At 68.9% G+C, this 21,712-nt stretch carries 19 protein-coding genes; 11 read left to right on the forward strand and 8 right to left on the reverse strand.

Annotated features, from left to right (window positions below):
• Positions 1 to 85: 85 nt before the first annotated feature.
• Both ACUZ2Y_RS08215 and ACUZ2Y_RS08220 read left to right on the forward strand, forming a co-directional pair.
• The gene (locus ACUZ2Y_RS08215; RefSeq protein ID WP_476328521.1) at positions 86 to 442 is read left to right on the forward strand and encodes a hypothetical protein; all 357 of its coding nucleotides are present in this window, start codon (positions 86 to 88) and stop codon (positions 440 to 442) included.
• Between the two features lie 51 nt (positions 443 to 493).
• Positions 494 to 1,099 carry a DUF305 domain-containing protein gene (locus ACUZ2Y_RS08220; protein ID WP_476328523.1) on the forward strand — a complete coding sequence of 202 codons (606 nt, stop codon included), beginning with the start codon at positions 494 to 496 and terminating at the stop codon, positions 1,097 to 1,099.
• A 45-nt stretch (positions 1,100 to 1,144) separates the two neighbouring features.
• Here ACUZ2Y_RS08220 and ACUZ2Y_RS08225 read toward each other — a convergent pair whose 3' ends face one another.
• On the reverse strand, positions 1,145 to 1,645 hold the full coding sequence (locus ACUZ2Y_RS08225; RefSeq protein WP_476328524.1) for a DUF2269 domain-containing protein: 501 nt from the start codon (positions 1,643 to 1,645) through the stop codon (positions 1,145 to 1,147).
• Positions 1,646 to 1,846: 201 nt separating this feature from the next.
• Here ACUZ2Y_RS08225 and ACUZ2Y_RS08230 point away from each other — a divergent pair, with 201 nt between their 5' ends.
• The 3 genes from ACUZ2Y_RS08230 to ACUZ2Y_RS08240 all read left to right on the forward strand — a co-directional run bounded on the left by ACUZ2Y_RS08230 (position 1,847) and on the right by ACUZ2Y_RS08240 (position 5,607).
• Positions 1,847 to 2,419, forward strand: coding sequence for a TetR/AcrR family transcriptional regulator (locus ACUZ2Y_RS08230; RefSeq protein ID WP_476328526.1), 573 nt, complete (start codon positions 1,847 to 1,849; stop codon positions 2,417 to 2,419).
• A 261-nt stretch (positions 2,420 to 2,680) separates the two neighbouring features.
• Entirely contained in the window at positions 2,681 to 4,591 is a 1,911-nt protein-coding gene (locus ACUZ2Y_RS08235) for a PA domain-containing protein (protein WP_476328528.1), read from the forward strand.
• A gap of 374 nt (positions 4,592 to 4,965) precedes the next feature.
• Complete coding sequence (locus ACUZ2Y_RS08240; protein WP_476328530.1) at positions 4,966 to 5,607, forward strand: response regulator; 642 nt, start codon at positions 4,966 to 4,968, stop codon at positions 5,605 to 5,607.
• A 116-nt stretch (positions 5,608 to 5,723) separates the two neighbouring features.
• On the opposite strand, the gene ACUZ2Y_RS08245 is transcribed toward ACUZ2Y_RS08240, so the two are convergent.
• From ACUZ2Y_RS08245 to ACUZ2Y_RS08260, 4 genes are all read right to left on the reverse strand, one after another.
• Positions 5,724 to 7,433: a sensor histidine kinase gene (locus ACUZ2Y_RS08245; RefSeq protein WP_476328532.1), complete on the reverse strand. Its 1,710-nt coding sequence runs from the start codon at positions 7,431 to 7,433 to the stop codon at positions 5,724 to 5,726.
• A gap of 134 nt (positions 7,434 to 7,567) precedes the next feature.
• A complete protein-coding gene (locus tag ACUZ2Y_RS08250) occupies positions 7,568 to 8,455 on the reverse strand; it encodes a universal stress protein (protein WP_476328534.1) in 888 nt (295 codons plus the stop codon).
• Entirely contained in the window at positions 8,452 to 9,456 is a 1,005-nt protein-coding gene (locus ACUZ2Y_RS08255) for an Acg family FMN-binding oxidoreductase (protein ID WP_476328536.1), read from the reverse strand. Before ACUZ2Y_RS08255 ends, ACUZ2Y_RS08250 begins: the two co-directional genes overlap by 4 nt.
• The gene (locus ACUZ2Y_RS08260; RefSeq protein WP_476328538.1) at positions 9,453 to 9,578 is read right to left on the reverse strand and encodes a hypothetical protein; all 126 of its coding nucleotides are present in this window, start codon (positions 9,576 to 9,578) and stop codon (positions 9,453 to 9,455) included. Before ACUZ2Y_RS08260 ends, ACUZ2Y_RS08255 begins: the two co-directional genes overlap by 4 nt.
• A 147-nt stretch (positions 9,579 to 9,725) precedes the next feature.
• Here ACUZ2Y_RS08260 and ACUZ2Y_RS08265 point away from each other — a divergent pair, with 147 nt between their 5' ends.
• The gene (locus ACUZ2Y_RS08265; RefSeq protein ID WP_476328540.1) at positions 9,726 to 10,409 is read left to right on the forward strand and encodes a hypothetical protein; all 684 of its coding nucleotides are present in this window, start codon (positions 9,726 to 9,728) and stop codon (positions 10,407 to 10,409) included.
• A 241-nt stretch (positions 10,410 to 10,650) separates the two neighbouring features.
• On the opposite strand, the gene ACUZ2Y_RS08270 is transcribed toward ACUZ2Y_RS08265, so the two are convergent.
• Positions 10,651 to 10,938 carry a hypothetical protein gene (locus ACUZ2Y_RS08270; RefSeq protein WP_476328542.1) on the reverse strand — a complete coding sequence of 96 codons (288 nt, stop codon included), beginning with the start codon at positions 10,936 to 10,938 and terminating at the stop codon, positions 10,651 to 10,653.
• Between the two features lie 100 nt (positions 10,939 to 11,038).
• Between ACUZ2Y_RS08270 and ACUZ2Y_RS08275 the strand changes: the two genes are divergently transcribed.
• The 5 genes from ACUZ2Y_RS08275 (at position 11,039) to ACUZ2Y_RS08295 (ending at position 17,752) form a co-directional block, all read left to right on the forward strand.
• Complete coding sequence (locus tag ACUZ2Y_RS08275) at positions 11,039 to 12,118, forward strand: LuxR C-terminal-related transcriptional regulator (RefSeq protein WP_476328543.1); 1,080 nt, start codon at positions 11,039 to 11,041, stop codon at positions 12,116 to 12,118.
• Between the two features lie 303 nt (positions 12,119 to 12,421).
• Positions 12,422 to 14,302, forward strand: a complete 1,881-nt coding sequence (locus ACUZ2Y_RS08280) for a proprotein convertase P-domain-containing protein (RefSeq protein WP_476328545.1) — start codon at positions 12,422 to 12,424, stop codon at positions 14,300 to 14,302.
• 142 nt (positions 14,303 to 14,444) lie between these two features.
• A complete protein-coding gene (locus tag ACUZ2Y_RS08285) occupies positions 14,445 to 14,888 on the forward strand; it encodes a helix-turn-helix transcriptional regulator (RefSeq protein ID WP_476328547.1) in 444 nt (147 codons plus the stop codon).
• Positions 14,889 to 14,898: 10 nt separating this feature from the next.
• Entirely contained in the window at positions 14,899 to 15,309 is a 411-nt protein-coding gene (locus ACUZ2Y_RS08290; RefSeq protein WP_476328549.1) for a VOC family protein, read from the forward strand.
• Positions 15,310 to 15,367: 58 nt separating this feature from the next.
• Complete coding sequence (locus ACUZ2Y_RS08295; RefSeq protein WP_476328551.1) at positions 15,368 to 17,752, forward strand: ATP-binding cassette domain-containing protein; 2,385 nt, start codon at positions 15,368 to 15,370, stop codon at positions 17,750 to 17,752.
• A 708-nt stretch (positions 17,753 to 18,460) separates the two neighbouring features.
• Here the strand turns inward: ACUZ2Y_RS08295 and ACUZ2Y_RS08300 are convergent.
• Positions 18,461 to 19,438 (reverse strand): phosphotransferase enzyme family protein, encoded by a 978-nt coding sequence (locus ACUZ2Y_RS08300; RefSeq protein WP_476328553.1) that lies wholly within the window; start codon positions 19,436 to 19,438, stop codon positions 18,461 to 18,463.
• Positions 19,435 to 21,696 (reverse strand): protein translocase subunit SecD, encoded by a 2,262-nt coding sequence (secD, locus tag ACUZ2Y_RS08305; protein ID WP_476328555.1) that lies wholly within the window; start codon positions 21,694 to 21,696, stop codon positions 19,435 to 19,437. Before secD ends, ACUZ2Y_RS08300 begins: the two co-directional genes overlap by 4 nt.
• Positions 21,697 to 21,712: the final 16 nt, after the last annotated feature.

Genomic DNA, 21,712 nt, shown 5'->3' on the forward strand with positions numbered 1-21,712 from the left:
CGAGCCTGCGCGGCGTCCCTAAGTGACCTGGACCGGCCAAATGCTCCAGCCAGTCGGCTGAGCGGCTCCGACTACAGTGGACACGGTGAAGGCGAGGACGCACGGGGCGCTGCTGGGCTGGGCACTGCTGTGCGCCCTCGCCTTCGGCGTCATCGCCATGCACCACGTCGGCTCGATACCGGCCGCCTCCCACGTCGCGGTCGCCGCGCAGGCAGGGCACGGCCACCACAGCGATCCCGCTCCCAGCGAGGAATGTGGCCACGACGAGCAGCACGCGTGCAAGGCCGTGCTCAACGCGACGGGAACCGCGTACGCGGCGGCGCAACCCGTCGTCCTGATCGACTCCCCCGGCGACCGCGCCGCTTCACCCCCGGCCTGTCCTGGAAAACCGGCGCCGGCCGGGCGATTACTCCTCACCTCGGTGTGCGTGTTCCGACTGTAGATCTCCAGCTCGGACCACATTTGCCAACGCACATCAGACCAGGAGTCACCCATGAACTTCCGCACGATCGGAATCGGCTTCGCCGCCGCCATCACCGTCGCGGCGCTGAGCGCCTGCGGCGCCGACGACACCATGGCCGGTCATGGAATGTCCACCACGAACACTCCCGCGGCCAGTGGGACGCAGAACGGCCACAACGACCGGGACGTCACGTTCGCCCAGGAGATGATCCCGCACCACGCCCAGGCCTTGGCGATGGCCGAGCTGGTGCCCGACCGCGGTGAGAACGCCCAGGTCCGCGACCTGGCCGAGCGCATTCGCAAGGCGCAGGACCCGGAGATCAACCAGATGCGCGACATGCTCGCGCGCTGGGGCGCGACCGCTCCGACCACGTCCGCGGGAGCGCACGGAGGCGGTCACGAGGGCAAGCCGGGGATGATGTCGGCCGACGAGATGACCAAGCTCGGCCAGGTCCGCGGCGCCGAGTTCGACACCCTGTGGCTGGGCATGATGATCAGGCACCACGAGGGCGCCGTCGAGATGGCCAAGGACGAACTCGTGAAGGGGTCGGACACCGAGGCCAAAGCACTCGCCCAGAAGATCATCGACGGCCAGCAGGCCGAGATCACCGAGATGCAGGACCTGATCCAGTCCTGACCTCACGGCCGGTAGGACGATCGCGACGGTCGTCCCACCGGCCTGTCAATGCCTCACCCGCTCCGCGCGCTGCCGCACCCGCCACCCGCGGCGGGTCAGCCCCCGTGGCTTGTAGACGGCCAACCCCGTCGCGGTCAGGAGCAGCAGCATCGCCAGCGCGCTGTGGAGCACGACCGTGGTCGTGCGGGGCGTCTCACCGGCGGCCACGGCGTCGGCGAGGAAGCTCAGCGTCCGGGTGTAGAGGAGTAACACCGCGAGGGCGACAACGTTGATGGCGAGCTTGAAGATCACCCAGTAGTGCCGGAACAGTCCCCATGCCGACCCGAGGGACACCACGAGCCCGCTGAGCAGCGATCCGATCGCCAGCGGGACGAGGACCGCCCACGCGGCCGGTTCCGCCACCACGTAGACAGCGCGCACCGTGGCCGGGTCCGGGCTGCTCGCGCCGATGACGCCCAAACCCAGGAACACGGCCACCGCGCCGAGCCAGCCGACCGAGGTGACCACGTGGGCGGCGAGCATGAATCTGCGTAGGCCGCGAGGCATGGCGGTCAATGGCTTGCCGGGCCGTGTCCGGCCAGGAGGAGAACCACGACCGCCAAGGCCAGGACGGCCCCCGTGATCAACACGATCTTCACCCAGCGGGGGGCTTCCGGCGGCTGCTCGGACATGACGACTCCTTTTCGAGACACTGTGTCTACACCTTATCGCAGTGTCTGGATGCTCGTCACGATGTACACTCGCGCCGTGCCCAAGCTGTGGAACGCGACGATCGACGCGCACCGGAAAGAGGTGCGCGAGGCGATCCTCGACACCGCGGCGAGCCTGGCGGCCGAACACGGCTTGCGGTCGGTCACCATGTCGCAGATCGCCGAACAGACCGGAATCAGTCGCGCGACGCTCTACAAGTACTTCCCCGACGTCGAGGCGATCCTCAGCGCCTGGCACGGCCGACAAATTCAGGCCCACCTCGCCCTGCTCGCCGAGGTCCGCGACCAGGAAACCGACCCACTCAAGCGGCTCGAAGGCGTGCTCGCGGCATACGCGCACATCGTGCGGGAAACCCGCGGCCACCCGGACCCGACTCTCACCACGTTCCTGCATCGCGATGAGCACCTCGCACACGCCCGTCAACACCTGCACGAAATGGTCCGAACCCTGCTCGGCGACGCGGCAGCGGCAGGTCTGGTCCGCACCGACGTCGCGCCGGACGAGCTTGCTCATTTCTGTCTGCACGCACTGATGGCCGCGGCCGCGCTCACATCCGAGGCCGCGATCGACCGACTCGTCGCGGTCACGCAGGCCGCTGTCCGCGGCTGATCGTTCCGCCAAGCCGAACGCCGGGCCGCCGTCAGGGGTCCGAATGGACTGTTCCTTGCTGAGCGGGTAGCCCGAGCAGGTCGGCACAGTCGCCGGCGTCGCGGGCTGACCACACTCGGTTAGCGAATCGCGGCCGTGTGTCTGCGTTCTACCGTCTGGTGACCCCGAATTGCGACAAATCAGGCCCATAATCCCCTAGCCGACGTGGCGTCGCGGTGCAAGCGTTCCGCTCACCCCATCGGAACGAGCACTGGAGGGGACATGCGGAGAATCTCCGTCCCCGCGGTAGCCGCAGCAGCGTTCATGCTGGTCATCTCCGGCCCGGCGGCCGCACACCCTGGACAGCACGGTCCCAACGAAGGCCACCTGACTGGGCCTGGAGCGTGGGGCAAAATCAATTTTGTCGGGCAGGTCGAGGTGACGCAGACCGAGGGCCTGGTCGCCGACGTGGCCGCCTACGGCAACTACGCCTATCTCGCCAACTGGGGTGAACCCGACTGCGCCGGCCCCGAGACGGGCGGACCGAACTCCCCGGACGCGGGCGCGTGGGTGATCGACATCTCCGACCCCGCCAATCCCCGCGAGGTCAACTTCATCCCGATGCCCCAGGACACCCGCCCCGGTGAGGGCATGCAGGTGACCCACATCGAGACCAAGTTCTTCAGCGGCGAGATCCTCGCCATGAACGCCGAAGGGTGCGGCAAGAACTACAAGGGCGGGTTCATGCTCTACGACGTGAGCAACCCGCTCAAGCCGGTGATGCTCAAGGAGGGCTTCGGCGACCGCACCACGTCAGACGCCCACCAAACCCACAGCGTCTTCGTCTGGCAGCCACCGGGCTCCACCAGCGCCTACCTTGTCGCGCAGGACGAGGAAGACCTGGCCGACGTCGACATCTACGACATCACCAACCCGCGCCACCCGATCCTGATCAGCGAGCTGGACCTCAACACCTTCGGCGTCGCCCAGCCCGAGCTCAACCTCGCGGAGTCGTTCCTGCACGACATGACGGTCAAGTGCATGACCACCGGCGTCTACGCCGGCCGGTGCATCATGATCGCCTCGTACTGGGATGGCGGCTACGTCCTGCTCGACGTCACCAACCCGGCCAATCCGGTATACCTGCTCGACACCGACTTCGCCGCGATCGACCCGGAACTCCTCGAGCAGACCGGCATCGCCCTCACCCCCGAGGGCAACGCCCACCAGGCCGAGTTCACCGCCGACAACCGGTTCTTCATCGGCACCGACGAAGACTTCGGGCCCTACCGCGCCCGAGTCGTCACCGACGACGGCGGCGCTTACGACGCGGGCGAGTTCGGCTGGACCGTCCCGATCAACGAGCTCTACGGGACGCTCAACGGTCCCACCGTCTTCGGCGGCTACGGCTGCCCGACCGACCGGGGCTCGATCCCCAACGCCTCGACGCTGACCCTGGCGCCGGGTGAGGAATCGATCCTGGTCCTGCAGCGCGGGCCGCTCGGCGACCCGAGCGCGGGCACCGCGTGCTTCTTCTCCGAGAAGGTCGAGACAGCGCAGTTGCTCGGCTACGACGCGGTGATCATCGCCAACCACCACACCGGAGCACAGGAGGGTCTCGGGCCGGACACCTACTTCTGCGGCGGCCAGGGCCACGAGTTCGACATCCAGATTTCGGCACTGTGCATCGGACACCGCGCCATGCACGAACTGTTCGACACCGCAGCGAACTTCACCTACCCCGAGGCGACCCCGACCGTCGGCACCCTCGGCGACCGGATCAACGTCACCAGCCAGTTCGACGGGTGGGGCTACGTGCACCTCTTCGACGCCGCCACCGGCCAGGAACTGGACACCTTCGCCATCCCCGAGGCCATGGACCCGGCCTACGCGTCCGGCTACGGCGACCTCACGGTGCACGAGGTGGCCACCGACCCGACCGACCCGAGCCTGATGTACCTCTCGTACTACTCGGGCGGCCTGCGGGCGCTGCAGATCCAGTGCGCAAACCCGGCTGACACCAGCACATGCGAGCTCGTCGAGGTGGGCGGCTACCTCGACCCGGCCGGGAACAACTTCTGGGGCGTCGAGGTCATCGCCAACCCGGCGGACGACCCGAACGTCCAAGGCGACGAGGTACTGATCCTGGCAAGCGACCGCGACTACGGCCTGTTCATCTTCCGGGACCCGTGATCCGCGTTCGCGCCTGACAAGGACAGAGCGGGTGCAGGCAGGGCGCTACGCCCTGCCTGCACTGGTTGAACTCGACCGCGCCCACATCCACACATGCGCGTCCTGCTCGCCCGGCGCTCAGGCTCGCAGCGCGACGGGCCTGCGTGCGGTCCGGTAGATCCACAACTCCGCGATGGCCGGGGTCAGCATCCAGGGTCGACGACTCCTGGAATGCGAACAGGTTCCGGCAAACGTATGACCACATCAAGGCCGCCGCCTCGTGGGAGAATGTCCCCGCATCCGGGAACTTTGGTCCCGGGTGATCGGGTCGCCGCCCCGGACCCGGCGCCGCGCCGCCCGTAGGGTCGGTGGCGCGGGACCTGAGGAGGCCATCGATGACGATTCGGATCTTTTTGGTGGACGACCACGAGATCGTCCGCAGAGGGATCGCCGACCTGTTCGAGGACGAGCCCGACCTCGAAGTCGTCGGCCACGCCGCTTCGGTCGCCGAAGCGCTGACCCGCGTCCCGGCCAGCGACGCCGACGTAGCCGTGCTCGACGTGCGGCTGCCCGACGGCAACGGGGTCGAGCTGTGCCGGGAGCTGCTCTCGCGGCTGCCCGAACTCCGCTGCCTGATGCTGACCTCCTACGCCGACGACGAAGCCCTCTTCGACGCCATCCTCGCCGGCGCGTCCGGGTTCGTCCTCAAGCAGGTGCTCGGCTCGGACCTGATGGCCGCGGTGCGCACCGTGGGCTCGGGCGGGTCCCTGCTCGACCCGAGGACTACCACCGCGCTGCTCGACCGCATCCGCCGCGAACGCGCCCAGGAAGACCCGCTGGCGGGCCTGACCGACCAGGAGCGCACGGTCTTCGAGCTGATCGGCGAGGGCCTGACCAACCGGCAGATCGGCGAGCGCATGTTCCTCGCCGAGAAGACGGTCAAGAACTACGTCTCGCACCTGCTGGCCAAGCTGCAGATCCAGCGCCGCACCCAAGCCGCGGTCATGGCTGCCGACCTACGAAACCAAGGCAAGTAGAGCCAACGGGAAACAGCGGAACCGCACCTGAGGGGACGTGGCGGCAGCCGACCACGATAACCGCCGTGTGTCGAATGGCGACCAACACTCAAAATTCCGGGGAGGCGGGTCAGCCATCAACTCAGGGGGACGCGCCAGACCAGGTGGGTTCCGCCACCCTCCGGTGTGGACAGTTCGACGGCGCCGTGGACGCGCGAGGCCCGGCGGCTGATGTTGTCCAACCCGCTGCGCCGCACGCCTTCGGGGATTCCGGTGCCGTTGTCGGTGACCTCGATCGACAGCTCGTCCCCCGCGTCGATCACCACCATGATCTCCGTTGCGCCCGCGTGGCGGACCGCGTTGCTCAACGCCTCGCGCAGCGCCGCCTCCGCGTGCTCGGCGAGACTCGGCGGGACCAAGGTGTCCACCGCGCCCGAAATACGCACCGTCGGCGACACCGGCGACTCCGCACTGGTCTCGGCCACGATGTCCAGCAGCCGCCTGCGCAAGCTGCCCGCCGCCTCGACCCGGCTCTCGGTGTGCAGGTCGAAGATCGACGTGCGGATCTCGCGCACGGTCTGGTCGAGTTGCTCCACCGCGCGGTGCACGCGCGAGCGGACGTCCTCGTCGGTGATCCGGCGGACGGTGCCCTGCAGGCTCATCCCGGTGGCGTAGAGCCGCTGGATCACGTGGTCGTGCAGGTCCTGGCCGATCCGGTCGCGGTCGGCCAGAACGTCGAGCAACCGAAGATTGCGCTGCTTGTCGGCGAACTCCAGGGCGACCGCGGCCTGACCGGCGAACGAAGCCAGCAGCGGCGCCTGGTCGGCGGCGAACTGCGCGCCGCCCTTGGCCCGCCCGGCCAGCAGGATGCCGCTGATCCCCGCCGCGTTGCGCAGCGGCACGGCCAACGCGGGGCCGAGTTTGCTCGCGATCGACCCGATGCCGTCACCCAGCTGTTCGGAGACATCGAGCACCATCGCGGGCTCACCGGTGGCGAACACTTCGTTGACCACCGTGCTCATTCCCGACATCTCGGCACCCAGCACGGACTCGGTGTCCTCACCACTCGCGGCACTGATCCGCAACAGCGTGTGGCTCGGGTCGTCGGCCAGCAGGATCAACACCACCTCGGCGTCGGCGAGTTCGACCACCCGCTCCGCGATCAGTGTCAGCGAGTCCTCCGGCGAGGCCCCCGCCAGCAGGGCGGCATTGACCTCGCTGGCCGCGGCCAGCCACCGCTCCCGCATCCGCGACCGCTCGAACAGCCGCGCGTTCTCGATGGCGACCCCCGCCGCGCTCGCCAAGGCCTTGATCACAGTCTCGTCGTCGGAGGTGAACTCCGCGCCGCCGCGCTTCTCCGTGAGGTAGAGGTTGCCGAAGGCTTCGCCGCGCACCTGGACCGGTGTGCCGAGGAAGCTGTGCATCGGCGGGTGGTTGGGCGGGAAACCAACCGAAGCTGGGTGTTTGCTCAGGTCGGCGAGCCGGATCGGCACCGGGTGCTCGATGAGCAGGCGCAGCAGCCCGCGCCCCTCGGGCAGGTGCCCCATCGTCTCCCGCAGGTCCGGGTGAATGCCCTCGTAGACGAACTCCGAGAGCCCCTCCTGGTCGCCCAGGACACCCAGCGCCCCGTACTCGGCGTCGACCAGCTCGACCGCGACCTGCACGATCCGCAGCAGCGTGGAATCCAGCTCCAGCCCGGCGCCGACCGCCACGACCGCGTCGAGCAGGCTCTCCAGTCGGTCGCTTGTCCGCCGCACCTCGGTCAGCCGCTCCTGGAGTTCACCGATGAGCTCGTCGAGGCGCAGCCCCGACAAGGACACCGTCTCGCGGCCTTCCGACTTGGGCATCCACACTCCGCTTTCGTGATCGAGTCCGACAGGACCACGATGCCACTGTCCAGGGAAACCGCAGTGTGAGGCGGACGCCGGGTGCAGAACTTGAGGTGCCGGTGACCGCGCGTCCACTTCGTCCGCTGTGGATATCAGTGGCCGTCGGGCGACCGGAGCACGGCGACCGGGCACGGCGCGTGGTGGATGAGGGCCTGGCTGGTCGAACCCAGGGTCAGGCCGGTGAAGCCGCCGCGACCGCGGCTGCCGATCACCAGGAGTCGCGCGCCCTTGGCGTGCTCCATGAGCACCTTCGCCGCCCGCCCTCGCGGCGCTACGCGGGTCACCGACACGTCGGGATACTTCCCCTGCCAGCCGGCGAGCCGCTGCGCGAGCAGTTCCTCGGCGTCGACGGCGGCGGTGTCGAGGAACAGCGAGGCGTAGCCCTTCTCCAACATGTCGGTCAGCGGCGAGTCGTGCCAGGCGTGCACGGCGACGAGGTCCGCGCCGCGGGCGGAGGCTGCCTCGAAGGCGAACGCGATCGCGGCCTCACTGACCGGCGATCCGTCGACGCCGACCACCACCGGGCCCTCGTTCGGCTCCCCGCGCACCACGATGACCGGGCACTCCGTGTCAGCGGCGAGCCCGACGGCGACCGAGCCGACCAGCAGCCCGCTGAATCCACCGAGTCCACGGGAGCCGACGACCAGCAGGGACGCCTTCTTGCTCAGCGCACGCAGGCACGGCACGGTGTCGCCGCCATGCGAGGTGACCGCGACGGCCACCTCGGGCGCGGCCGACTCCGCGGCGGCACGGGCCTTGTCGAGGATCGCCGCGGAGGCGTTCTTCAACGAGTCGAGGAGGTCGTGCCCGGCGATCAGCGCCTCCGGGTATCCGGAGACCGGCCAGGTGTAGACGTTGACGATGTGCAGCGGCGTCTTGTGGCGGGCGGCCTCGGCGGCGGCCCAGCGGGTCGCGGCGATCGCCGAAGCCGACCCGTCGACGCCGACCAGGATGGGGCGGGTGCGGTCGTGAACGGTCACTGCGTTCCTCCTTGGAGTGTCATGCCTGCGGATGTGGGTGCGAAACAGGTGACCTCGGTGACGGGCCTGCGCGGAGCGGGTGAACCGCCGTACCCGTAGCCAAGGCGCAGCACCACGTGCGGGCTGCCCGCCCGCAGCAGCGCCCGCAGCGCCGCCCGGACAGCGGGCACCTCGATCGGCTGCGACAGGAACGACGAGCACAGGCCGAGGTCAGCGGCGGTGAGCAAGACCCGCTGCATCGCGTTGCCCGCCTGCACGTGGTCGATCGGGGTGTCGCCGGGCGTGGTCAGCACCGCCAGCAGCGGCTGCTGCTCGAACGGGCGCTCACGCGCGGGGTCCTCGTCGTCGGTGAAGCGGCGCAGGGTGATGAGACCGGGTGTCCGTGTCGGCGGGCCCAGCGCCCGGGTCGGGACACCGTCGACACGATTCGCGTTGTCGTGGACCCAGTCGCGCAACTCGGCCCGGTAAGCGGGGTCTTCGCTCTGCAGCGTGTCGGCCCGACGGATCAGCGCGGCGACGGCGTCGACCTCCGGCGGCCGCTCGACCAGCCGCAGCCACGCCCCTTCGCGCTCGGCGGCACGCATGAGCGCGGCTTTCACCGGGGCGGGCACCGGCCGTTCGAGGAACGGCCTGCGGTTGGTGTTCCTGGTCGGGATCATCTCCGCGAGCGCCCGCTCGCTGGGGATCACCACGCGGTTGCCCGCGATCCGCACCATGGCGAGCAGGTCGGACCGGTTTGGGTCGGGCAGCAGGTGCACCACGGCGGCGCGGCCGATTCCGTTGAGCGCCAACCGGATATTGAACACCGCGGCGCCGCAGGCGAGCCTGGCCTCACGCCCTTCCGGATCGGTGACGGGCAGCACGCGGTCGCGGTCGAGGAGTACTTCGACGCGATCACCGTGCACCTCGAAGCGCCAGGGTTGGGTGTTGTGCGGCGAGGGCGCCCGGATCGCGGCCGACAACGCGGTTCGCAGCGGGCTCTCGGTGTCGAGGATGGTCATGAGATCGCTCCGTCCGGGCGTGGGCTTGGCCAGGTCCGGTCGCGGACCTCGGGGAGGCCGTCGAGCACGTGCATGCCGAACGGCGTGGTGGCCGCTCGGCGCGGTCTCGGAAACACGGTCACGGTGGACGCCTCCTCGTTCGGCTACGTCCAACCATGGCCGGGTATGCCCGTCCGGGGCCGCAGCCCGGAGACCTCATTCGGCAGGGACCAAAGTGGGTGTCGGCAGGGGCTTTAGGCCCATCCTGATCGGGCCCGGTTGAGCACTTCATGGCCGACATCGTCAACGTATCGGTTGACGTTATTTGCGTCAACCGATACGTTGACGGAGTGAATGAATCCTTGAATGCGTTGCGGATGATGCCCTGGGCCCGCGAAGCGGTGGAGCAGGCCGAACGGGTGCTGATCGAATCGGTCATGGACAGCGGGTGGACGTGGGAACAATTGGGCGCGGTCTACGGCGAACGCTCCAAGCAGGCGATGCAGCAGCACTACAAACGACGCGGAGGGCAGCGGTCCTGGCCCGCTTCGCGACGACAGGAAACCGATCCGTCCGATGTGGAGTCGGTTCGGCGCGCAATCACCGGGCTGTTGCTGAACTTCCGCGCCACCGACGAGGCGCTGACCCGCACCATGGCCGACGCGTCCTGGAACGAGCGTGATCCGGAGAAAGAGGCCCGCAGGCGCCTGTCGTGGACCGAGCGGCTCAACGACAGCATGGACGGGCTGAACGACTTCATCAACAACCGGATCTCGCAGGTGCCGCGCGTGGACCGGCCACTGGTGCTCGGCGAGCGCAACCAGGTCCATCCCGATCACATGGAGATCGAGCGCGGCATCGTCGATGAGGTTCGCGCCGAGATCGACAAGGTCCTTTATCGGCTCCAGGAGCACCGTGACACGGTCGACGGCACCATCGACGAACTGCGGCGACGGAGAGCCGAACTCGGCTGACCCGAGCGCGCCGAACGACGCCCCGACAAGCGTGCGGCGGCAGGCTGAAGGTCGGCCGCAACGGCGCCAATCGTGTGGGCAGGATGTCGGCGGCCTAGGTGGTGCCGGTGAAGGCGACCAGGCGGCTGTCGGTGGACGGATAGGCGTTCGCCGCTCCGGCACCCGGCAAAGATCAGCGCGAAGCCGGCGCAGGTCGCCAAATCTTCGCAGGAGCGCGCGACAGCGGTTCATGACTCCTTGGTCACTGGTTGTCGACGGATTCGAGGATCTTGGTCTGCGGTGTTCCGATCAGGGCCGGGGCGTTCTCGCGAGAGGGCCAGACCTGTTCCCGCAGGAACCGGAGGAACTTCTCGGCCTCGCCGGTCGTGTCGAAGTCGAGGTCGATGACGACGTACGCGGGATCGTCGACCGGCCGCTGGACGCGGTGCGCGCGTACTCCGGCCCGCTCGCGGAACTCGGCGAAGCGGTCGAACGCGGCGGTCCACTGGGCGAAGTCGGCGATGGCGTGTTCGATGTGCAGCGTGGGCATGAGGACTCCTTGTCAGGTTTGCCTTTGTCCTGACGTTAGGAGCGCTGACACACAGTGCCCATCCCAGATGCCTGGGGTATTTCCGGCATAGACTCCGCGGGTGAGCAGCTCACCGGCCCAGGAACGGGCACGGGCGCGCGTCGTGCGGATCTGCGACACCGTCGGCGACGCGCAGGAGCTACGGGTGCGGCTGCTCGAAGAGATCCGTCGGGTTGTCCCGTTCGACGCGTACGCCTGGCTGCTGACCGACCCCGAGACGTCGGTGGGATCGGCGCCGGTCGCCCACGTCCCGTGCCTGCCACTGCCGGAGCTGCCCCGGCTGATCCGGCTCAAGTACCTGACCGAGGTGAATCGCTGGACCGCTCTGGGCGAGAGTTCGGTCGCCCTGCTGCGCGAAGCGACCGGTGGTGACCTGTCGCGGAGCCTGTTCTGGCGGGAGCTGCTCACCGACTACGACGTCGGAGATGTGGCGTCCCTGGTATTTCCGGACCGGTACGGCTGCTGGGGCTTCCTCGACCTGTGGCGCACGGACACCGACGCGCGGTTCAGCCGGGCCGAGGCCAGGTTTCTGGCCGCGATCGTGGATCCGGTGACGGCGGCGCTGCGCCGCTGCCAGGCCAACACCTTCATCGACCACCCAGCCCACCCAGCCCGCGCCGCGCATCCGCTCGGTCCGGTGGTGCTGTTGCTCTCACCCGATTTGGCGGTGCTCGGCCAGACCCCGGAAACCGAGGGATACCTGCAGACGCTCATCCCGCCCGCGCGGGGACGGGCACCCATCCCGGCGAGCGCGTACAACGTCGGCGCGCAGTTGCTGGCCGTGGAGGCCGGTGTCGACCGGAACCCGCCGACCGCCCGGGTGCACCTGGCGGACGGCCTGTGGGTGACGTTGCGGGCGGCCCGGCTCGGCGGTGCCGGAGCCGCCGACAAGCGGGATATCGCCGTCAGCATCGAGGAGACCTCGGCCGCCGAGCGGGTGGCGCTGTTCGGCCGGGCGTTCGGCCTCAGCGCGCGTGAGCGCGAGCTGCTCGGCCACCTGACCACTGGAACCGACACCCGCGAACTCGCGCGCCGGATGTTCCTGTCCGAGCACACCGTGCAGGACCACCTCAAGTCGATCTTCGTCAAGACCTCGACCCGCAACCGCCGCACCCTGCTGACGCGAGCGCTGGGTACCTGACGTCCTTCCGATCAGTTCAGGCGGCAGACCGGTGACCCGAAACCTGGCCGGCCATCGCCGGAGCGCTGGGCCGAACGGTCCAGTGCCGCTGAACTGGGAAAACGTCAGGTCGCCCAACCCGTTGACCGACACATAGTCGGATGCGAATGTGCTCACGCGTCCGGCGTGTTCCGTCATGCCCGGATCCGCCGGCTTTCAGTCCCAAGGGCGGCTCCGGGAGTTGCCGAACGCGCGGACGATTCCTCTCCCCTGCAGCTATCCGGAGGACTCATGAAACGCAGATCACTTTCGATAGGGGCCGTCATGGCCCTGGCCGCGGGCGCGGTCGCCGTCGTCATCGCGGCGCCGAGCGCGGTCGCCGCCCAGGCCGCCGCGCCGGACATCAACGTGGCGAACGTGCAGGCGCATCTGACCCAGTTCAACACGATCGCCACGCAGAACGGCGGGCACCGGCGCGCGGGCAGCGCCGGGTACACCGCGTCGGTCAACTACGTGAAGGGCAAGTTGGAGGCCGCCGGGTACACCGTCACCCTGCAGGACTGCACGAACTGCACCTACCGGTCGAACAACCTGATCGCGGACTGGCCAGGCGGGCCCGCCGATGACGTGATCATGTTCGGCGCCCACCTCGACGGCGTCTCGGCCGGTCCGGGCATCAACGACAACGCGTCCGGTTCGGCGTCGCTGCTGGAGAACGCGCTGGCGCTGGCGTCGGCCAACCCGACGATGACCAAGCACGTCCGGTTCGGCTGGTGGACCGACGAGGAGCAGGGCCTCAACGGCTCGGAGTTCTACGTCAACAACCTGACCGCGACCCAGAAGTCCGCGATCAAGGGTTACTACAACTTCGACATGGTCGCCTCGACCAACGGCGGCTACTTCATCAACCGGATCACCTCCACCACAGCGGCCCCGCTCAAGGCGTATTGGGATTCGCTGAACCTGCAGCCGGAGGAGAACGTCGAGGGCCAGGGCCGCTCGGACGACTACTCGTTCCAGCAGGGCGGCATCCCGACATCGGGCTACGCGACCGGTGCCAGCGCGAACAAGACCTCCGCGCAGGCCACCAAGTGGGGCGGCACCGCGGGCGCCGACTACGACCCCTGCTACCACGCGTCGTGTGACACCACGAACAACATCAGCGCCACCCACCTGAACCGCAGTGCCGACGGCATCGCGCACGCGGTGTGGACGGCTGTCGGCACCGGCACCCCGGGCTCCCCGACGGTGACCAACCCCGGCAACAAGACCGGAACCGTCGGCACCGCGGCGAGCCTGCAACTGTCGGCCTCCGGCGGCACCGCGCCGTACACCTGGTCGGCCACCGGCCTGCCCACCGGACTGTCGATCAGCACCTCCGGGCTGATCTCGGGCACGCCGACCACGGCGGGCACCTACACCGTGACGGCGACGGCGACCGACTCGACGAGCAAGACCGGCACCGCCACGTTCACCTGGACGATCAGCACCGCGCCCCCGCCCGGGTGCTCCGGCACCAACGGCACGGACGTGGCGATCCCGGACAACGCCACCGTGAACTCCACCATCACCATCGCGGGGTGCACCGGCACCGCGTCGGCGACCTCCACCGTGGAAGTCCACATCCGGCACACCTACATCGGTGACCTGGTGGTCTCCCTGGTCGCGCCGGACGGCACCGCCTACGTCCTGCACAACAAGACCGGCGCCGGCACCGACAACATCGACCAGACCTACACCGTCAACGTCTCCAGCGAGACCGCGAACGGCACCTGGACGCTCCGGGTCCAGGACGTGGCGTCGAACGACGTCGGCACCATCGACACGTGGACGCTGAACCTCGGTGGCACCACGCCGCCTCCCGGCTGCGGCGGAACCAACGGCAACGACGTCGCGATCCCCGACAACACCACGGTGAACTCGACCATCGCCGTCTCCGGCTGCACCGGCACCGCCTCGGCCACCTCCAAGGCGGAAGTCCACATCAAGCACACCTACATCGGCGACCTCGTGGTCTCCCTGGTCGCGCCCGACGGCACCGCCTACGTCCTGCACAACAAGACCGGCAGCGGCACCGACAACATCGACCAGACCTACACCGTCAATCTCTCCAGCGAGACCCGCAACGGCACGTGGACCCTGCGCGTACAGGACACCGCCAGCCAGGACGTCGGCACCATCGACACCTGGACCCTCACCCTGTAACGCTCCATAGTGGACAGACCGTGGCCCCGGCACCGAACGTGCCGGGGCCATCGTCTGTTCTCAGGTCGTCTTGCCGGAATCCGAAACACCCACTGTGGACGGTTCGCCGCGGACACGTCGTCGGCTGTGGCACGATCCGAAGGTGACCAGCAGACCTGACGAGGCGCAGCGGCTCAGTGATCTCGTGCGGCTGCGGCGCGTCCGCGACCGGATCGACCGGGAGTACGCGCAGCCGCTGGACGTCGAGGCGCTCGCCCGGGGCGCGCACATGTCGGCCGGGCACCTCAGCCGGGAGTTCCGGCGGGCCTACGGCGAGTCGCCGTACGGCTACCTCATGACGCGGCGTATCGAACGGGCGATGGCGCTGCTGCGGGTGGGCGAACTCAGCGTCACCGAGGTCTGCTTCGCGGTCGGCTGCTCGTCGCTGGGCACCTTCAGCACCCGGTTCGCCGAGCTGGTCGGCATGCCGCCCAGCGTCTACAAGCGTGAGGCGGCGCGGGCGACGGCGGGGATGCCGTCGTGCGTGGCGAAACAGGTGACGCGACCGATCAGGAATCGAGAAGCGCCCACATCGAGCCTCACCTAGCGTTGCCGCCATGGACATCACCATTCACACCACCGTTCTCCCCCACGACGACCCGGAGGCCTCCGTGGCCTTCTACCGCGACACCCTCGGCTTCGAGGTCCGCACCGACGTCGGACAGGGCAAGATGCGCTGGATCACGGTCGGGCCCGCCGACCAGCCCGGCACGTCCATCCTGCTGGCACCGCCCGCCGCCGACCCCGGCATCACCGACGACGAGCGCCGCACCATCGCCGAGATGATGGCCAAGGGCACCTACGGCTGGATCCTGCTGGCCACCAAGGACCTCGACGGCACCTTCGAGCAACTGCAGTCCGGCGACGCCGAAGTCGTGCAGGAGCCGACCGAACAGCCGTACGGTGTTCGTGACTGCGCCTTCCGCGACCCCGCGGGCAACCTGATCCGCATCCAAGAACTGCGCTGAAACCCCAGTCGAACCGGCGGCGGGCGACGCCCGCTTCACAGATGGAGACACAAGGATCATGGCCCCGAGGTCGGACACCAAGTCGCCCGCGCCGCACGCCGCCGACAGCCACGACCTGATCCGCGTGCAGGGCGCGCGGGTGAACAACCTCAAGGACGTCAGCGTCGAACTCCCGAAGCGCAGGCTGACGGTGTTCACCGGCGTCTCCGGCTCCGGCAAGAGCTCGCTGGTGTTCGCCACGATCGCCGCGGAATCGCAGCGGATGATCAACGAGACCTACAGCGCCTTCGTGCAGGGCTTCATGCCGACGCTGGCACGGCCGGAGGTCGACGTCCTCGAAGGTCTGACCACCGCGATCATCATCGACCAGGAGCGGATGGGCGCCAACGCCCGCTCCACGGTCGGCACCGTCACCGACGCCAACGCGATGCTGCGGATCCTCTTCAGCAGGCTCGGGCAGCCGTATATCGGCCCGCCCGGCGCGTTCGCGTTCAACGTCCCGTCGGTGCGGGCGAGCGGTGCCATCACCGTCGAGCGCGGCGGCAAGACCAAGGCCGAGAAGGCGACCTTCAACCGGCTCGGCGGCATGTGCCCACGCTGCGAGGGCATGGGCAACGTGACCGACTTCGACCTGTCGCAGGTCTACGACGACAGCTTGTCGCTCAACGAGGGCGCGCTCACGATCCCCGGCTACAGCATGGACGGCTGGTTCGGGCGAATCTTCCGCGGCTGCGGCTTCTTCGACCCGGACAAGCCGATCCGCAAGTACAACAAGCGCGAAATGCACGACCTGCTCTACAAGGAGCCGACCAAAATCAAGGTCGAGGGAATCAACCTGACCTATGAAGGGCTGATCCCGAAGATCCAGAAGTCGTTCCTGTCCAAGGACGTCGACGCGCTGCAGTCGCACATCCGCGCCTTCGTGGACCGGGCCGTCACCTTCACCGTCTGCCCCGATTGCGACGGCACCCGGCTCAGCGCGGAGGCCCGGTCGTCGAAGATCGACGGGATCAACATCGCCGACGCCTGCGCGATGCAGATCAGCGACCTCGCCGACTGGGTCCGCGGCCTCAAGGAACCGTCCGTGGCGCCGCTGTTGGCGGCGCTGCAACACTCCCTGGACTCGTTCGCGGAGATCGGGTTGGGCTACCTCTCGCTCAACCGGCCGTCGGGCACGCTCTCGGGCGGCGAGGCGCAGCGGACCAAGATGATCCGCCACCTCGGCTCCTCGCTCACCGACGTCACCTACGTATTCGACGAGCCGACCATCGGCCTGCACCCGCATGACATCGCGCGGATGAACGCCCTGCTGCTTCAGCTGCGGGACAAGGGCAACACGGTGCTGATGGTGGAGCACAAGCCGGAGGCGATCGCGATCGCCGACCACGTCGTCGACCTCGGCCCCGGCGCGGGCACGGCGGGTGGCGCCGTCTGTTTCGAGGGGACGGTCGAGGGGCTGCGGGCCAGCGACACCATCACCGGGCGCCACCTCGACGACCGGGCCGCCCTCAAGTCGTCGGTGCGGACACCGTCGGGCGCGTTGGAGGTTCGGGGTGCCGACACCAACAACCTGCAGGACATCGATGTCGACATCCCGCTGGGCGTGCTGGTGGTGTTGACCGGGGTGGCCGGGTCGGGCAAGAGCTCGCTGATCCAAGGCTCGGTGGTGGGGCAAGAGGGCGTGGTGTCGGTCGACCAGGGGGCGATCCGCGGCTCGCGGCGGAGCAACCCGGCGACGTACACCGGGCTGCTCGAACCGATCCGCAAGGCGTTCGCGAAGGCCAACGGGGTGAAGCCCGCGCTGTTCAGCGCCAACTCCGAGGGCGCCTGCCCGACCTGCAACGGCGCCGGTGTCATCTACACCGACCTGGCGATGATGGCGGGCGTCGCCACCACCTGCGAGGACTGCGAGGGCAAGCGGTTCCAGGCCTCGGTGCTGGAGTACCACCTCGGCGGCCGCGACATCGCCGAGGTGCTGGCGATGTCGGTGACCGAGGCCGAGGAGTTCTTCGGCGCGGGCGAGGCGCGCACGCCCGCCGCGCACGCCATCCTCGACCGGCTCGCCGACGTCGGGCTCGGCTACCTCAGCCTCGGCCAGCCGCTCACCACGCTGTCCGGCGGCGAGCGGCAGCGGATCAAGCTGGCCACCCGGATGGCGGAGAAGGGCGGCGTCTACGTCCTCGACGAGCCGACCACCGGCCTGCACCTCGCCGACGTCGAGCAGCTGCTCGGCCTGCTCGACCGGCTCGTCGACTCCGGCAAGTCGGTCATCGTCATCGAGCACCACCAGGCGGTCATGGCGCACGCCGACTGGATCATCGACCTGGGTCCCGGCGCGGGCCATGACGGCGGCAAGATCGTCTTCGAGGGCACGCCCGCCGACCTGGTCGCCGCCAAGTCCACCATCACCGGCGAGCACCTCGCGGCGTACGTCGCCGGCTGACCGGGACCTTCACCGGCCTGTCCTCCGCTCATCGGAGGGCGGGCCGGTTTTGGCATGACTGAGCCACTGGCCGCGATAAGCCACTGAATCGCCACGCAAGTGTTTGAATACCCGGCCAATGGCACTGCCCCGCACGGAAGAAAGGTTCGCGCTCGACTGAAAGGCCGATCAATTCGGCCATGGGCGGGCCGGTATTCGCCTGCGCTTTCCGACCTGTCGCCCGCGTGGCCGATTTCGTCGGCATCAACCGTCCGACCGCGTCCTGCGTCGCAGCCGGTTCGGTATTCGTCCCAATTAGGTGGTTCCCCTGCATCCGGTGGCCCAATGCCACGGGATGGTCCCCATGTCTGTCAAACCCCTGCGCTATACCGTGGCGGCTTTAGCGGCCACGGCTTTCGTAGCCACGGGATCGCCCTTCGCCCTTTCCACCCCCGAATAAGCGAGCGTCAAGGGATGGCTCTTCGTCCTACACCTCCGGATGAGCAGACCTTCAGGGACAGTTCTTCGCCCCAGCATTTCCCCTTGCCCAGGACGAGGGAGCAGGGGCAGCGCAGGGATTAAAAGCAGCCCCGAGGTTTGCTCGTCCAGGTGAGGCGGTGGGTGGTGCCGACCCCAAGGCGAGGCAGGGATTAGAAGCGTGCTCTTGGCCCTCGTCGGGTGGGTGATCCGGTCTGGGCATGAGGTAGGTGGGATTGGTGCCGCCTTGAGCTAACGAACAGCGCGGGTCAGGGCCAGGACGTCGGCCAGCTGCCCTGGGGTCGGCAGGATTCGCAGTGCCTCGTCGATCTCGCGCTCCGCCCATTCCCGGTGCCGGGGTTCGGCCTCTGGATTTATCGCGATAGTTGTCTGTGTCAGCAGGAAGTTCAGTCTGCTGGCGACCAGCATTGAGAAATCCGTCTGCTCGGTGACGCGCCCCGGACCGCCCTCCCCCACATACACCTCGTACATCGCACGCATCGCGGGAAAGTCCGGGGTTGGACCGTCGCAGAACCAATCGAATAAGGCGCGTGCCAGTTCTCGGCCCGGGTTGGCGGGGCCGAGGTTGTCCCAGTCGACAACCACCAGGGCGCCCTCCGCGTCAGCCAGGACGTTCTCCGGGTGTAGGTCGCGGTGGCAGACGATCAGCTCGTCGACGGGCGCGACCGCGTCGCACAGTTCGGGCAGGGTGGTTAGCCGGTCGGCGAGTCGCGCGGCCCAGCCCGCTTCCGATCCGACCACTTCCGCCCAGCGATGGGTGACGGGAACGGTGTCATACCAAGGATCCGGTGCTTCCCCACCGGGTTCGGACGCCGCGACGGGGGCGCAGCCGTGCAGTCGGGCGAGCAGGGTTCCGAGGTCTCGCGGGGTGGCTTGTGCGGTGAGGTCAAGCGACCGCAGGTCAACCCAGTCGTAGAGGCGCAGCCAGCCGCCGCCTGGTGCGGCGAGCAGGTGGTGGCCGGTGCGGTCGGGGTGGGTCTTGGGGAAGCGCACGCCCGCCGCCGCCGCCCGGTGCGCGAACGCCAACTCCGCCTGGATCAGCTCCTCCGATGGCGGTTCAGCGAAAATCTCCTTGAGTGCGTACCGGTCCGAGCCGACGTCGAGGCGCCAGATTTGGCCCAGCGCGCCTCGACGGCCCGGCGAGACCTCGATGTCGGCATGCCAGCCGAACGCGTCGCGCACGGTGGCGATCAGGTCCGGTGTCGTCATACGACCGCTCCGTCGTTCTCCCGGGTCTGGGTTCGCGCCGGTGGACGGGTGCGTCCGGCGCCGGGGCTGCGGCGGTCGAGCAGGATGGCGACGGGTCCGGCTGTGGCCACCGTGGAGATGGTGCCGGTGATCAGGCCCAACAGCAACGCGAGGGCGAAGTCGGCCAGTGAACCGTCGCCCAGGATCAATAGTGCGCCGAGGACGAACAGGACTCCGATGCCGGTGTTGACCGTGCGGGGCAACGTTTGCAGGACAGCCGAGCCCATGACGCGGGCGAAGGGGGCGTGCTGGTCTCGTTGTCGCAGTTCGCGGACGCGGTCGAAGACGACTACGGAATCGTTGACCGAATAGCCGATGACGGTGAGCAGCGCGGCCAGGAAGACGCCGTCGTAGGTCTTGCCCAGCCAGGCGAAGATCCCGAGCACCAGCAGGACGTCCTGGGCCAGCGCCACCACGGTGGCCACGCCGAGCCGCCAGTCGAAGCGGATGGCCAGGTACGCGAGTTGGGCGAGAACCGCCAGGCCAAGGGCGATCAGCGCGTTGGTGCGCAGTTCGACGCCCAGGCTGGGGCCGATCTTCTCGTCGCGCACCTGGGTGGCGTCGCCGGCGACGGCGGCCACCGCGGCGCGGATGCGGTCGGTATCGGCTTGATCCACGGGCTCGGTGCGAACCGACATCGTGTCCTCACCCGAGGTCTGCACGACCGCGCGCGGGTAGCCGGCCTCGGTGACGGCGGCGCGAACCCTGTCGACGTCGACGCCGGTGGGCACCGAGTACTCGAGCACCCGGCCGCCGGTGAACTCGACGCCCAGGTTCGGGCCCAGCACGACGAGCCCGGCCAGGGCCAGGACGACGGCGACCACGGCCCCGGTCAGCCAACGCCCGGGCCGGGCCAGGAATCCGGGGTCGCGCAGGTTGACCCAGCGCCGGACCCTGCCCTGGTGGGTCAGGCCGCTCAGGCGCGGGAGCCTGGCGAGTCCGGCTTTGGCCGCCAGGTGCAGCAGCACCCTGGTCAGCACCAGGGAGGTGAACATCGAGGCCAGGACACCGATGCTGAGCGTTACCCCGAACCCTCGGACCGGCCCGGAGGCGAGCCAGAACAGCAGCCCGGCGGCAAGCAGGGTGGTGACGTTGGAGTCGACGATCGCCGAGAGGGCGCCACGGAACCCGCGTTCGATGGAGTGCGGCAGGCCGCCGCCAGGTTCTTCCCGGGCGCGTTCGAAGATCAGCACGGTGGCGTCGACCGCCATGCCGATGGCCAGCACGAAACCCGCCAGGCCGGGCAAGGTCAGCGTGGCGCCGACGGCCAGCAGCGCGGCGTAGGAAACCCCGGCGTAGCAGCACAAGGCGATGACCGCGACGGCACCGGCCAACCAGTACACGGCGAGCAGGAACAGGGCGGTCAACGTCAGACCGATCAGCGCGGCCCTGGCACTGGCGTCGATCGCCTCCGCGCCCAGGGTCGGGCCGACGGTGCGCTGCTCGATGATCTCGACCGGCACCGGCAGCGCGCCCGCGCTGATCAACAGGGCGAGGTCGGCGGCCTCGGCCTGGGAGAACTGCCCGGTGATCTGGGTGGAACTGCCGATCATCCCGACTTGACACTTCACCGACGGGTCGACCTGCGGGGAGGAGATGACCTTGTCGTCGAGCACGATGGCCACCCGGCGTTCGGGGTCTCCGGGGGAGGCGCAGGCGGCTTGCGCGGTCAGGCGCTCCCAGGCCTGGGCGGCGGTGCCGCGGAACTCGATGCCGACGAACCAGCCCGGCCCCGCCTGTGGGTTGGTCCCGCTCTGCGCCTTCTCGACGCCGTCGCCGCTGAACGCGGCCTGCCCCAACCGCAGCGACTGCCCGGACTCGTCGGCCAGCACCCGGCTGCCGTCAACCGCCTGGTCACCGACAACGGGGTGGAAGGTGAGCTGGGCGGTGCGGCCGATCACCTCGACCGCCTCTTTCGGGTCCTGCAACCCGGGCAGTTCGATGATGATCCGGTTGTCGCCGGAGCGGGCCAGCATCGGCTCGGCCACGCCGAGCGCGTCCACCCGCCTGCGTAGGACCTCCAGGGTTCGGTCGGTGGCGAGCGCGTCGGCAACGGCGGTGGGCGAGTCGTGGGTTTCGAGGACGATCTGGGTCCCGCCCCGCAGGTCGAGACCCAGGCGGGGCGCGGTGGTCAACAGCAGGTAAGCGGAGATGGCGAGGACGATCGCGGACAGCACGGCCCGACCGATCATGCCCCGCGACGCGAGTGAGCGCGGCACGGCGACTTCCTTCTTC

The organism is Actinokineospora sp. UV203, from assembly GCF_056323665.1.